We start from the raw sequence: 13,480 nt of genomic DNA on the forward strand, positions 1-13,480 counted from the left end.
CCACAATGGCGCGGGCGCGGCCGTGGCTGCTGCTGGCGCCGATCCTGCTGTTTCTCGCCATCCTCGCAGCCGCCGCGCTGGTGGTGCTGCGCATGAGCTTCGGCACCAGCGGCAACGAGTGGCACAGCTTCACGCTGCAAAACTATGCCGATCTGGCCGATAGCTACTTCTTGAAGTCGCTCTGGATCACCCTCAAGCTGGCGTTCCAAAGCATGGTCTGCGCGGTGCTACTGGCGATTCCTGTCGCACTCGCCATGGCGCGCACCGAATCGCGGCTCGCGCGGCGGCTTCTGCTGGCCGGCGTGTTGCTACCCTTGCTCGTCAATCTGTTGCTGCAAGGCTATGGCTGGCTGGTGATCCTCGGACCGGCGGGTCTGCTGAATCACGCGCTGCTTGCGAGCGGCCTGATCGAGCGTCCGGTGCTGTGGCTCTATCGCGAGCACGGGGTGTTGCTTGGGTTGATCCAGACGGCGTTTCCGCTCGCCGTCTTGCCGATGTCGAGCGCAATGCGCGCCGTCTCCCGTTCCTATGAAGAGGCCGCCGCGACGCTTGGCGCCACCCGCTGGCAGACCCTGCTTCACGTGATGCTGCCGCTCGCCATGCCCGGCCTCGTCTCCGGTGCGCTGCTGGTGTTCGCCTACAACGCGAGTGCGTTTGCCGTGCCGCTGCTGCTCGGTGGACGCCGCGTGCCGATGCTTGCGGTGCTCGTGCATGACCAGGTGGCGCCGCTGCTGAACTGGCCGGCCGCATCGGCATCCGGTGTGGTGCTGATGGTGGCGACGCTGACCGTCATGACGATCTCGCAGCGTCTCGTGCGCCGCACCCAACGTCTCGAGGAGTCCTCCCAATGAGCACGCCCGCACCCTCCCTGTGGCCGCGCACGTTGCGCCTGCCCACGACGATGCCCGGCCGGCTCAGCAAGCCCGCGGCGCTGCTTGCAGCGATCGTGCTGTTTCTCGCCGCCCTGCCGATCCTGACGATGATCACCATGTCGTTTAGCGCGTCGGACACCCTCGAGTTCCCACCGCCGTCCTACAGCCTGCAGTGGTACCGGGCGGCATGGCACAGCTTCGTCGCGCCGGATGCAAGCGACAGCCTGTCGATGGGCGGCGCATTGACCACCAGCCTGATCGTCGCCGTCTCGACCATGATCATCGCCACGCTCGTCTCCGTGCCGGCGGCGTATGCGTTAAGCCGCTACCGCTTTCGCGGCAAGGCAGCGGTGGAGCAACTGGTCGCGCTACCGCTCGTCTATCCGCTTGTGATGCTCGGGTTGTCGCTGCTGCTCGTGTTCAATGTTTTGCCGGTCGAGCTCGGCGTGTTCCGCCTGATCATCGCGCATGTGATTCTGGCGCTGCCGTTCACGGTGAAAAACTGTGCGGCCTCGGTGGCCTCGATCGGCCCGGAGTTCGAGGAAGCCGCCTGCGTGATGGGTGCAAGCCCGCGCCGCGCGCTGATCGACGTAGTCTTGCCCTTGATGCGCCCAGGCATCCTCGCCGGCATGCTGTTCGCCTTCATCATCTCATTCAACGAATTCACGGTGACGTTCTTTCTGTACGGCATCAACACGATGACGCTGCCCGTTTGGCTCTACAGCCGCACGGTGTCGTCGCTCGATCCGACCGTGTTTTCGTTCGCAGTCTTTATCGTCGCGATCGACTTCGCTTTGATCTGGTTGTTGGAGAAGCTGGTCGGCGATGAAGGCGTGGCGCTTTGATGCCTTGCTTTGATGTCGCATTGATGCTTCAGCATTTGATTCTGCTTAACAAGCGTTAGAGAAAACCGTCGCAACCCAGGCCCCACGCAGGAACCCTCATGACTCATCTGACATTGCAGGCCGTCACCAAGCGCTTTCACACCGCCTACGCGGTCGACCACGTCGACCTGAGCGTGCCGGATGGCAAGCTGGTGTGTTTCCTCGGGCCCTCCGGTTGCGGCAAGACCACTTTGTTACGCATGATCGCCGGACTCGAAACCCCGAGTTCGGGCAGCGTCAACTTTGCCGGGCGTGACATCACCCATTGGCCGGCGAACCGGCGCGACTTCGGCATGGTGTTCCAGTCGCTCGCGCTGTTTCCGCATATGACGGTGGCGGAGAACATCGCCTATCCTCTACGGCTGAGAAAAACCGACAAGGCGGCACAAGCGCGCCGGGTCGCGGAACTGCTGGAGCTGATCCAGTTGCCGCATATGGCGAACCGCTCCGTTACGCAGCTATCCGGCGGCCAGCGCCAGCGTGTGGCGATTGCGCGGGCGATTGCTTCGTCACCCAAACTCTTGCTGCTCGACGAACCGCTCTCCGCGCTCGACGCCAAACTGCGCGAGGCGATGCAAGTGGAAATTCGCCTGCTGCAACAACGTCTGGGCATCACGACGATCATGGTGACGCACGACCAGCGCGAAGCCATGACCATGGCCGATGAAATCGTCGTGATGGAGAAAGGCCGTATTGCGCAGGTCGGCAAACCGCTCGATATCTATCGCGATCCGGTCAGCGAGTTCGTGGCGGACTTTATTGGCCTTGGCAACATCCTGCCGGTGACCTACGACGGGCAAGGCGGCGTGAGCCTGCCGGGCGGTCAACAGATCGTCGTCTCTCAGACTGCGCGCATGCCGGAATCCTCTTCGGATATCCGGCTGCTGATTCGCCCCGAAGATGTCTGCGTACGAACCACCACGGCCGAAGCAGGCGCCAACCGGCTCAATGGCACGGTAACGTTTATTCGCGATGTCGGCGCCTCACTCGAAGCCACCATCGACTGCGCCGGTTTCACGCTGACCGCCGCGACCACGCCGCGCGAAACACCCGGACTCGCGCTTGGCATGCCAGTCGTGGCGGAACTGCCGGCGCATGCCTGCAAGCTGATCGCCGCACATGCGACGCGCTGATCCAGCAGTAATTCAGTACGGTTTTCACCCATACCAAAGCTTTCGACAGAGGAACGACCATGATCACCCACCACTTCTTTCCCCTGCGGGCACGCCGTGCCTTTGCGACCGCTGCGACCACACTGGCCTTCGTCGGCGTCGCGGTGCTCGGCGCCTTCGCGAGCCCGGCCGCCCATGCCGATGCGCTGGATTCGATCGCCAAGTCCGGCGTGGTCCGCATCGGCGTATTCGAGGACTATCCACCGTTCGGCTCCATTGGCCCAGATATGAAGCCAGAAGGCTATGACATCGACGTCGCCAACCTGATCGGTAAAGCGCTTAACGCCAAGGTGGAACTCGTCCAGGTGACCGGCGACAACCGCATGGCTTACCTCGCCGACCACAAGGCCGACATGCTGCTCTCCGTTGGACAGAGCCCGGAGCGGGAGAAGGTGATCGACTTCTCGCAGCCTTATGCGCCGTACTACCTCGCGGTGTTCGGCCCGAAAACGCTGGTGGTGAAGAACGCCAACGACCTCGCGGGCAAGACGATTTCTGTGGCGCGCGGCACGCTGGAAGACCTGAGCGTCACCAAGATCGCGCCGCCGAGCGCTACGATCAAACGCTTCGACGATCCGAACGGCGCTATTTCGGCGTTTCTTTCTGGTCAGGTACAGTTGATGGTGGTGGGCAACGATGTGGGGGCGACGATCCTCGCCCGTCATCCGGCGAACGATCCGGAGCAGAAGTTCGCGCTATTCAGCTCGCCGGATCACGTCGGCCTGAACAAGAACGAGCCGCGGCTCAAGCAGAAAATCGACGACACGATTGCCAAGGCCCGCAAGGACGGCACGATGAATGCGATTTCGGAGAAGTGGCTGCGCGCGCCACTGCCGGCTGATCTTTGAGCTTCGGGATTTTGCCTCCAGGCTTTGCTTCGTTATTCGGATGAGAGAAAAAATCCATTGCCCGGACGGGGTCTGATTTCACGATGAGCGGTCATTCATGAGTTACGCGTTCGACTTCAGCGGCTTCGGCGTCTATGCAGGCTTGCTTGCGCACGGCGTCGCGGTCACCCTTGGGCTCACTGCCGTGTCTACCGTGCTGGGCGGCATCGTCGGCGTGGGCGGCGCGAGCATCAGCGTGGCAGGACCGCGCTGGGCGCGCACGGTCATTGCCGCTTATGTGGAGTTGATCCGCAACACGCCGTTTATCGTGCAACTGTTTTTCGTGTTTTTTGGCCTGCCGAGCCTCGGCATTCATATCGACGAAGTGCAGGCCGCGATTCTGGCCATGACGGTCAATCTCGGCGCTTACGCGATCGAAATTGTGCGCGCCGGGATCGAATCGGTTCCGCGTGGTCAATTGCAGGCCGCTCAGGCGCTAGGCTTGCACGGACGCCAGGTGTTTCGTTTCGTGGTGCTGCCGCAGGCACTCGCCAACGTGTTTCCTTCGCTGCTCAGCCAGGTGCTGATCGTGATGCTGGGCTCGGCGGTGGTGTCACAGATCTCCGTTCCCGATCTGACCTATGCGGCCAACTTCATCCAGTCGCGCAACTTCCGCTCGTTCGAGAGCTACTTGATCATCACCGTGACGTATCTCGTGCTGTCCATCGTCTTGCGGCAACTGCTCAACTGGCTCGGACGCGGGCTCTTTGCGGGCCGCATGCCGCATCAACCTGACGAACCTCGCGGCTGGCGCATGCTGCTCGCGTGGCGCCCCGCCCGCACGCTGCCCACGGAGCGCTGATCATGGTCGAATTCACGCTCTGGGATATCGCCCGTAATCTGTTACTCGCGGCACGCTGGACCGTACTGCTGTCGCTGATTGCATTTGTATGTGGCGGCGCGGTGGGTTTGCTGCTGCTGGCAATGCGTGTGTCGCCGCTGCCGTGGTTACGCCGCGTGGTGTCCGTCTACGTGGAGCTGTTTCAAGGGACGCCGTTGCTGATGCAACTGTTTCTGGCGTTTTTTGGCTTGCCTTTGCTCGGCGTCGATGTGTCGCCGTGGACCGCTGCCATCGTCACGCTCACGCTTTATACCAGCGCGTATCTCGTCGATATCTGGCGCGGCTGCGTCGAGGCGGTGCCGCGCGGACAGTGGGCAGCGGGCGCGAGTCTAGGGATGACGTTTGGCCAGCAGTTACGCTATATCGTGTGGCCACAGGCAAAGAAAATCGCCGTGGCGCCGACGGTGGGTTTTCTCGTACAGGTGGTGAAAAGCACGGCGCTCACGTCGATCATCGGCTTCACCGAGTTGACCAAAACCGGCACGATGATCACCAACGCCGCCTTCCGGCCCTTTCCTATCTACGGGATGGTCGCGCTGATCTACTTCGCGATGTGCTTTCCGCTGACATGGTACGCGCGAGCGCTGGAGAAACGGCAGCGCGTGGGACAGCATCGGTGATATAAAAAGCGGCAACCGCCTGAACGGTTGCCGCTTTGTCGCACTTCAGATATCAAGCGCGCTAACGCGTCGCCTGCGTCGATTTCCTCAGCTTCGCCACCTCATCCGCACTAACCGCTGGCGCGCCGTTATTCCACCCCGCACGGATGAACGTCAGCACATCGGCGATCTGCCTGTCATTCAGGACTGGAGAGTACTTCGGCATCGGATACGGCGCCGGAACGCCCTGGATCACCAGGTCGCCAGTGCCATTCAACGTCACGTTGATCAGCGATGACGCATCGTGTTCCAGCACATTCGGATTGCCCGCGAGCGGCGCCAGCATCGGCGCGAACCCGCGGCCATCCACACCGTGACAGTGCATGCAGTACTCGGTATAGACCCGCGCGCCGGCATTGTTCGCCGGACGGTTCAACGACACCTTCGTCGCCTGCGGATCATACGAGTACGGCGGTGCGCCGTTCCCGCCGGCCGCCGGCAGCGACTTCAGATACGTCGTCATCGCCGTGACGTCCGTGTCGTTCATAGCCTGCGTGCTGTTATTGATCACGCTGGTCATAGATCCGAATGCCGACGCATGCGCGTTTGCCCCCGTCTTCAGGAACGCCTTGAGATCCTCGTCGGACCAGCGACCCAATCCGACGTTGTGCTCGCCCGTCAGGTTCGCGGCGAACCAGCCATCGAGGACACCGCCCGTCAGATACGCGCTGCCGCTTTCATCCAACGCTTTTTCCTGGAACGCTACGCCGCGCGGCGTATGGCACGAACCGCAGTGGCCCAGCCCCTGAATCAGGTACGCGCCGCGATTCCACGCCACGTCCTTGCCCGGCTTGTCCTGGTAGACGCTCTTGTCCAGAAACACCACGTTCCAGAACTTCAACGGCCAGCGCATATTGAGCGGCCACGGAATGTCGGCGGGACGGTTCGCCTGCTGGACCGGCGACACGCCGTGCATGAAGAACGCGTACAGCGCCTTCACGTCGTCGTCGTTGACCTTCGCGTACGACGGATACGGCATGGCCGGATAAAGGTTGTGGCCGTCCTTCGCCACGCCTTCACGCAGCGCCTGCGCAAAGTCCTCCTCGGTGTAGTGGCCAATGCCTGTTTCCGGGTCCGGTGTGATGTTGGTGGTGTAGATCCGGCCCATTGGGGTCGTCATCGGCAGGCCGCCCGCGAACGGCTTGCCGCGTGGCGCCGAGTGACAGGCCACGCAATCGCCGAGTTTCGCCAGATACGCGCCGCGCTGCACTAGCGCGTCGTCCGCGGCATGGGCGCTTGACTGCCACGCAAAGGACAACGCCACCGGCAGCGTGTACCGCAGCGCTGTGCCGAGCACCTTCAGTGTCTTGATCATGATCGGTCTCCGGTTAGGCGGTTTGCAACTGGCTGCCAACGGGCAACTGCCGTAGCCGTTTGCCGGTGGCCGCGTAAATCGCATTCGCCAACGCCGCCGCCAGTGCCGCTGTGCCCGGCTCGCCAATTCCGCCTGGCGCTTCGGTGCTCTTCACGATATGCACGTCGATATTCGGCGTCTGGTCGATACGCAACATCCGGTAATCGGTGAAGTTGTTTTGCTCGACGCGACCGTCCTTGATCGTGATCTCGCTGTAAAGCGCCGCCGTGATCCCGAAGATGATGCCGCCCTGCACCTGCGCTTCAATCGTGTTCGGATTGACGACCATGCCGCAATCCACCGCGCACACCACGCGATTCACAGTGACCTCGCCCTGATCGATCGTGACGTCCACAACCATCGAAAAGAAGCTGCCGAACGCGTTCATCACCGACACGCCCCGCCCTTGCCCCTGCGGCACGCTCGCGGTGCCCCAGCCTGCAGCCTGCGCGGCGATATCGAGCACGTTGCGCGCGCGCGGCGATTTGCCCAGTAGATCGCGCCGGTATTTGACCGGATCGACCTTGGCCTGCGCCGCCAGTTCGTCCATAAAGCTCTCCACGACGAAGGTGCTGCGCGTCGGCCCGACGCCGCGCCAGAACGCAGTCGGCACCGTGCGTGGTTCCTGGCGCACATAGTCGATCAACTGGTTCGGCAGGTCGTACGGCAGATCAGACGCCACTTCCACAGCGTCAGGATCGACCCCATGCTGAAACGCGGGTGGCGCGAAACGCGCAAGGATCGATGAGCCCACGATCCGATGCTGCCAGGCTATTGGTTTACCGTTCGCATCGAGTCCCGCGGAAATCTTGTCGTAGTAGTACGGGCGATACATGTCATGCTGAATGTCCTCTTCGCGCGTCCACACGACCTTGACTGGCGTGCCCAATTGCTTGCCGATTTTCAGCGCCTGGGTTGCCATGTCGAATTCGAGGCGCCGTCCGAAGCCGCCGCCAAGCAAATGGTTATGCACGACGATTTTCTCAGCCGGCAAGCCCGTCACCTTCACGGCCGTGTCCACGATGCGCGTGGGCACCTGAGTGCCGAGCCAAATGTCACAGCCGTCGGGTCGCACGTGCACCGTGCAGTTGACCGGCTCCATCGTGGCGTGAGCGAGGAACGGCTGCTGATAGACCGCATCGACACGGGTTTTCGCATCACCGAAGGCTTTCGCTACGTCGCCGTCCTTGCGTGCCACGGCGCCGGTGCCGTTGTTGGCGGCTGCGGCCAGATCGTCGACGATCTGCTTCATCGAGAGCGTCGCGCCGGCGCCTTCGTTCCACTGGATATCGAGCGCCGCGAGGCCTCGTTTGGCTGCCCACGTGTGGTCGCCGATCACAGCCACCGCATTGTCGGCCTTCACGACCTGGCGCACGCCGGGGATCTTCTTCGCATTCGTGTCGTCGACACTCGCGAGCGTGCCGCCGAATACCGGACTCGTCGCGATCACTGCGTAGACCATATCGGGCAATCGCACGTCGAGCCCAAACACCGCTGTGCCGTCCACTTTCTCCGGCGAGTCGAGACGCTTGACCGGCTTGCCGATGATCTTGAAATCCTTCGGATCTTTCAGCGTGATGTTCTGTGGCGCGGGCAGCTTCGCAGCCGCATCCACCAGTTGACCGTAGCCGAGCGTGCGATTGCTGGCCTCGTGGATCACCTGGCCGGCCTGCGCGTGACACGTGGCCGGATCGACCTGCCATTGCTGCGCAGCCGCATTGATGAGCAGGACCCGCGCGGTTGCGCCCGCCTTGCGCATCGGATCCCATGCATAACGGATCGAGGTCGAGCCGCCTGTTAGTTGTCCGCCGAGCAAAGGATCCGAAAACAGTTTCTCGTTGGGCGGCGCGTGATCGATGGTGACGCTATCGATCGGCACTTCGAGTTCTTCAGCGATCAGCATCGGAATCGACGTATAGACGCCCTGGCCCATTTCGACCTTCGGGATCACCAGCACGACCTTGCCCGCGTTATCGATCTGGATAAATGCATTGGGTGCGAACACGCCGGCGGGCGCGGGTTCACTGGCGTCCCCGCCTATCACCGACTTGCCCTGCTGGTCCTGACTCCGTGCTGGCATGCTGAAGCCGAGCAGCAGGCCCCCGCCCGCCGCCGCGCCAACCGTGGCGCTGAACTTCAGAAAAGTGCGGCGGCTGACCCGCGGGCTCGCGCTGTCGCGTTTGTTGCCGCTTTGCGCATCAAGCAATCCTTGCGACATGTCAGGCCCCCTTTGCCGCTTGCTTGATCGCCGCGCGAATGCGGTTATAAGTGCCGCAGCGGCAAATGTTGCCGGCCATGGCGGCGTCGATATCCGCATCGGTTGGGTTGGGGTTCTGGGCGAGCAGCGAAGCTGCCGACATCACCTGTCCCGACTGACAGTAGCCGCACTGGACCACGTCGATCTGCCGCCACGCCTCTTGCACTTTCTTGCCAGCGGGCGTATCGCCGACCGCTTCGATGGTGGTGATCTTCTTGTCGCCGACGGCCGCAACCGGCAGCACGCACGAGCGCACCGCGGCGCCATCCAGATGCACGGTGCATGCGCCACACTGCGCAATTCCGCAACCGAACTTGGTGCCGGTCAGGCCCACCAGGTCGCGTAAGACCCACAGCAAAGGCATATCAGGCGGGGCGTCGACGCTGTGCGTCTGACCATTGATGTTGAGTGTTGTCATGGGGCGACTCCGGTTGCGGGTTATTGTTTTGAGCGGTTTATACAACGACGTCGAACTAAACGACTTCGGGAGGCTGAATTTATTCAGCAGGCCGTTCTAATACGGGGTAATGCGGTGACGCTGACGTGCGGTCCGAGCAATAACGAACGCCAGGTAGGGAACCGGGCCGCGGCGCTTTATGGTGGCAAAGAAATTGTAGCGTCGCTTTAAATACTTTGTCTGCAACCTGCCAGGCCGCGACAAGCGCTTTGAAACTGCCGGCGGCAGCCCGCAGAGTTTTTGCTAGGATGCCCTTATCACCACCCGCCAGGAGTCGAGCCATGACCGATCAGCAAGCCACCCAGTTCCTCAACGAGGTGCGCAAGCCTCTGCTGACCCTGCACAAGGCCATTCTCGACCACGAGCGCGCCAGCTATGAGAAGGAGTTCGGCGCGGTGACACCGGCTGCGTTTTTGCAGGTGTTGATCAACGGCTCGGGGTTTCGCTGGATTGCGCCACTTTCGACCGTGATCGCCAATGTAGATGAAACGCTGGACGATAAGGAAGCCACCGACACCGACCGGATTGGCGCTGTCGAGTCGGTCGCGGCGCTCTTCTCCGACGTGGTCCCCGGCAATACGTTCTTGCCGCGCTATCTGCCGTTGCTGCAGGCGAGCCCTACGATCCTGCATGAACATGGAAGGGTCGCCCAGATACTCAGGGCGGTCGAAGCGAAGTAACGGCCGCGGTGCAAACTCGCCAGGCACGTTGCGGCGATTTACGTTCGTCAAGCCGCGTACGATCCCGAATCTCCTCACCGTTGCAACTGAGGAATTCTAGCGACGAGCGCCAGCCGCATTGAGCTTGCGCCACAGCGTCGTCTTGCTGATACCCAATGCCTGGCAAACCTGATCGCGGTCACCATTGAAGGCATCCAGCGCGGCGCGAATCTCGTCCGCTTCGACCCGGCGGCTGCGTTGCCGCAAAGTCATCGCCGCAGCGGCTGCGTCGTCTTCCTGCAACTCGAACAGCTCGGGTGCGATTGACTGCAAGACCTCGTCGCTCAACCGCGCGTCGCCTTCCCCCAAATCCGCCGAGTCCGCCAGTTCCACGGCAATCCGCTCGATCACGTTCTGCAGTTCGCGCACGTTGCCGGGCCACGTGTGACGGCTAAACGACTCGCTCACCGGCGCGAGAACCTCCATTGCATCGCGGGCGTAGCGAATCCGCGCCGCCAGACGCGGCTCGCGTCGCGCGGACTGACAGAGCAACTCTACGGCAAGCGGCATGATGTCCGTCAGCCGTTCGCGCAACGGCGGCAACGCGATGTTCAGAATGTTGAGCCGGTAATAGAGATCCGTGCGGAATTCACCTTCCTCCACTGCGGCAGTCAGCGCGCGATGCGTCGCCGCGACGATCCGCACGTCGATGCGTGTCGGCTCCGTCGAACCCAGCCGCACGACTTCGCGCTCCTGTAGCACGCGCAGCAAGCGGCTCTGCAAGGGCAGCGGCATCTCGCCGATTTCGTCGAGGAAGAGCGTGCCACGGTGCGCCGCTTCGATCAGCCCTGCCTTGCCGCCACGCCGTGCCCCGGTAAAAGCGCCTTCTTCATAGCCAAACAGTTCGCTTTCCAGCAGGGCCTCGGGAAACGCGCCGCAATTGAGCGCAACAAACGGGAAGTCGCGCCGCGCGCTCAGTTGATGCAGACTCTGCGCGACCATCTCCTTGCCCGTGCCGCTCTCGCCGCGAATCAACACGGTGGCATCCGATTTCGCATACCGCTGCACGAGTTGCCGCACCCGTTCGATGGCCGGACACGCCCCCACCAGATCGTCGAGCCGGTAACGCGCGACGAACTGCTGCGCCCGTTGTCGCGATCGCAAGGTGCGATCGAGCCGCTCGACCGCGCGCGATTCCTGAAACGTCAGCACGGTGCCGGTGGTCACGCCGTTATCGACCAGTGGTCCACGATGCACCACGTAACTGATGCCGCGTACGGTTTCGAGCGACTCGCCCTCGATGTCGGGCACCGCGTCCGAGAGCTCGGGCGCGATCTCGGGCAGCAAGCGCCCCACTGCTGCGACTGGCTCGATACCCAGCACTGCGGCGAGGCGCTGGTTAATCGCTTCGACGCGGCCTTGAGCGTCCAGCGCGACGACGCCGTCGCGCAGATGCTGCAAAACATTATCCAGACGATGGCGCCGCACCGCTTCGCCCCACGTGGCCTGGGCAACTTCGAGCGCGGTATCGAAAGCCACGCGAACCGCAGCGCGCGAATAGAGGAACACCGCTTCCATACCAGCCTTCGCCGCGAGATCCGTGACGAGGCCTGGGCCCACGATGGTGCCGACGCCGCGATCACGCAGATCGAGCACGCACGCTTCGGCGTCCTGCGCCGACTGATACGACGCGAACACGACGTCAATGCCATAAGCTGCCACGAAGCGGCGCACTTCAGCAGGCGTCTCGCCGTAGGTAACCAGCGCAACCTGCGATGCATCCCGGCGCGCCCGCGCCAATGCGTGCATCACGTCGAAGCCGGTTGGGTTGATCAGCACCACCGGCACATCAATGCGGGCCTTCAAATAGGTGCCGTTCGAGCCGGCCGCGATGACGATATCGGGACGTTCGTTGCCCGCCGCGGCGATTTCGTTGACGGCGTCCTCATAGCCGCGCGATACCAGCCGCAAATTGGCACGGGCATCGTACTCGCCGGCGATGTCGCGAAACAGGTCGCGCAGTTTGCTGATACCGATGGCCCAGACGCGGGGCCGGGAGCCGGGTTCGGGAGGACGGTTCATGGCAGGTCGCTCCAGTCGGGAGCATGAAATGACAGAGCTACATTATGCATCTCCAATTTCATTTATGAAATTAAAAGTTCCACAAATGAAATTTCACTGCAGTTAACTCCACACCCAAAGCCCCACGAAATCAACGACTTAGGCCCGTAGTCCATGCCTGGCCCATTCCTTGCAGTAAAGGGCTCAAACTTCACCGGAGAATTACGTGAGCTCAATCACCAGCCAATCAACCCGACAACCCGTCAGCGCCGGTGCGAAATTCCGCACAGCGGTAGCAGAAGGACAGCCGCTGCAGGTCGTGGGCGCCATTACCGCGTATGCGGCCAAGATGGCCGAAGCGGTCGGGTTCAAGGCGCTCTATCTGTCAGGCGGCGGCGTCGCGGCCAATTCGCTGGGCATGCCCGACCTCGGCATCAGCACCATGGACGACGTCCTGATCGACGCGCGCCGTATTACCGATGCAACCGGCCTGCCGCTGCTGGTCGATATCGACACCGGCTGGGGCGGCGCCTTCAACATTGCGCGCACGGTGCGCTCGTTCATCAAGGCAGGCGTCGCGGCGGTCCACCTGGAAGATCAGGTTGGCCAGAAGCGTTGCGGGCATCGTCCCGGCAAGGAAGTCGTGGCGAAGGAAGAAATGGTCGACCGCGTGAAAGCCGCCGTCGACGCACGCACCGACGATCAGTTCGTCATCATGGCGCGTACCGACGCAGGTGCCTCCGAGGGCATCGACTCGGCGATCGAGCGCGCGGTCGCCTACGTCGAAGCCGGTGCCGACATGATCTTCCCCGAAGCCATGCAGACGCTCGACGAATACCGGCGCTTCAAGGCCGCGGTAAAAGTGCCGATCCTGGCGAATCTGACCGAATTCGGCTCCACGCCGTTCTTCACCACCACCGAACTGCGCGACGCGAACGTGGATATCGCGTTGTATTGCTGCGGCGCGTATCGCGCGATGAACGCGGCCGCGCTCAACTTCTACGAAACGGTGCAACGCGACGGCACGCAGAAAGCCGCCGTTGGAACCATGCAGACGCGCGCCGATCTGTACAAGTACCTCGGGTATCACGAGTACGAGGACAAACTCGACGCACTGTTCGCCGCACACAAGTAAACCCAGCATCCAGGAACATGAGGACGACACCATGAGTGAAGCAGACAACAGCACTCCCGCCGCAGGCGCCTTCAAACCGAAAAAATCCGTCGCGCTCTCAGGCGTGACGGCGGGTAATACCGCGCTGTGCACGGTGGGCAAGACCGGCAACGACCTGCACTACCGGGGCTATGACATTCTCGATATCGCCAGCACCTGCGAATTCGAGGAAATCGCCTATCTGCTGGTGCACGAAAAGCTGC

At 62.4% G+C, this 13,480-nt stretch carries 13 protein-coding genes; 9 read left to right on the forward strand and 4 right to left on the reverse strand.

What is annotated here, in order from left to right; translation table 11 throughout:
* Nucleotides 1-5 precede the first annotated feature (5 nt).
* The 6 genes from WCA85_RS25565 to WCA85_RS25590 all read left to right on the forward strand — a co-directional run bounded on the left by WCA85_RS25565 (nucleotide 6) and on the right by WCA85_RS25590 (nucleotide 5,276).
* Complete coding sequence (locus WCA85_RS25565) at nucleotides 6-851, forward strand: ABC transporter permease (protein WP_424067660.1); 846 nt, start codon at nucleotides 6-8, stop codon at nucleotides 849-851.
* Nucleotides 848-1,717 carry an ABC transporter permease gene (locus WCA85_RS25570; RefSeq protein ID WP_424067649.1) on the forward strand — a complete coding sequence of 290 codons (870 nt, stop codon included), beginning with the start codon at nucleotides 848-850 and terminating at the stop codon, nucleotides 1,715-1,717. Before WCA85_RS25565 ends, WCA85_RS25570 begins: the two co-directional genes overlap by 4 nt.
* A 98-nt stretch (nucleotides 1,718-1,815) precedes the next feature.
* Nucleotides 1,816-2,889, forward strand: coding sequence for an ABC transporter ATP-binding protein (locus tag WCA85_RS25575; RefSeq protein ID WP_424067650.1), 1,074 nt, complete (start codon nucleotides 1,816-1,818; stop codon nucleotides 2,887-2,889).
* 59 nt (nucleotides 2,890-2,948) lie between these two features.
* Nucleotides 2,949-3,776: a transporter substrate-binding domain-containing protein gene (locus WCA85_RS25580; protein ID WP_424067651.1), complete on the forward strand. Its 828-nt coding sequence runs from the start codon at nucleotides 2,949-2,951 to the stop codon at nucleotides 3,774-3,776.
* 97 nt (nucleotides 3,777-3,873) lie between these two features.
* A complete protein-coding gene (locus WCA85_RS25585) occupies nucleotides 3,874-4,617 on the forward strand; it encodes an amino acid ABC transporter permease (protein WP_424067652.1) in 744 nt (247 codons plus the stop codon).
* 2 nt (nucleotides 4,618-4,619) lie between these two features.
* Nucleotides 4,620-5,276, forward strand: a complete 657-nt coding sequence (locus WCA85_RS25590; RefSeq protein ID WP_424067653.1) for an amino acid ABC transporter permease — start codon at nucleotides 4,620-4,622, stop codon at nucleotides 5,274-5,276.
* Between the two features lie 61 nt (nucleotides 5,277-5,337).
* Here WCA85_RS25590 and WCA85_RS25595 read toward each other — a convergent pair whose 3' ends face one another.
* Genes WCA85_RS25595 through WCA85_RS25605 form a run of 3 tightly spaced genes read right to left on the reverse strand, consistent with a single transcriptional unit; the run spans nucleotide 5,338 to nucleotide 9,344 of the window.
* Nucleotides 5,338-6,630, reverse strand: coding sequence for a c-type cytochrome (locus WCA85_RS25595; protein WP_424067654.1), 1,293 nt, complete (start codon nucleotides 6,628-6,630; stop codon nucleotides 5,338-5,340).
* A 13-nt stretch (nucleotides 6,631-6,643) separates the two neighbouring features.
* Complete coding sequence (locus WCA85_RS25600; protein ID WP_424067655.1) at nucleotides 6,644-8,887, reverse strand: molybdopterin cofactor-binding domain-containing protein; 2,244 nt, start codon at nucleotides 8,885-8,887, stop codon at nucleotides 6,644-6,646.
* A 1-nt stretch (nucleotide 8,888) separates the two neighbouring features.
* Entirely contained in the window at nucleotides 8,889-9,344 is a 456-nt protein-coding gene (locus WCA85_RS25605) for a (2Fe-2S)-binding protein (RefSeq protein ID WP_424067656.1), read from the reverse strand.
* A 320-nt stretch (nucleotides 9,345-9,664) separates the two neighbouring features.
* On the opposite strand from WCA85_RS25605, the gene WCA85_RS25610 reads away from it, so the two are divergent.
* Nucleotides 9,665-10,063 carry a hypothetical protein gene (locus WCA85_RS25610; RefSeq protein ID WP_424067657.1) on the forward strand — a complete coding sequence of 133 codons (399 nt, stop codon included), beginning with the start codon at nucleotides 9,665-9,667 and terminating at the stop codon, nucleotides 10,061-10,063.
* 96 nt (nucleotides 10,064-10,159) lie between these two features.
* On the opposite strand, the gene prpR is transcribed toward WCA85_RS25610, so the two are convergent.
* Nucleotides 10,160-12,124 (reverse strand): propionate catabolism operon regulatory protein PrpR, encoded by a 1,965-nt coding sequence (prpR, locus tag WCA85_RS25615; RefSeq protein ID WP_424067658.1) that lies wholly within the window; start codon nucleotides 12,122-12,124, stop codon nucleotides 10,160-10,162.
* Nucleotides 12,125-12,338: 214 nt separating this feature from the next.
* Here prpR and prpB point away from each other — a divergent pair, with 214 nt between their 5' ends.
* Complete coding sequence (prpB, locus tag WCA85_RS25620) at nucleotides 12,339-13,238, forward strand: methylisocitrate lyase (RefSeq protein ID WP_424067661.1); 900 nt, start codon at nucleotides 12,339-12,341, stop codon at nucleotides 13,236-13,238.
* Between the two features lie 31 nt (nucleotides 13,239-13,269).
* The coding region (locus WCA85_RS25625) for a citrate/2-methylcitrate synthase (RefSeq protein WP_424067659.1) at nucleotides 13,270-13,480 on the forward strand (211 nt) is incomplete at its 3' end.

The sequence above is a fragment of the Paraburkholderia sp. genome, from assembly GCF_049581445.1.
Taxonomy (GTDB): domain Bacteria; phylum Pseudomonadota; class Gammaproteobacteria; order Burkholderiales; family Burkholderiaceae; genus Paraburkholderia.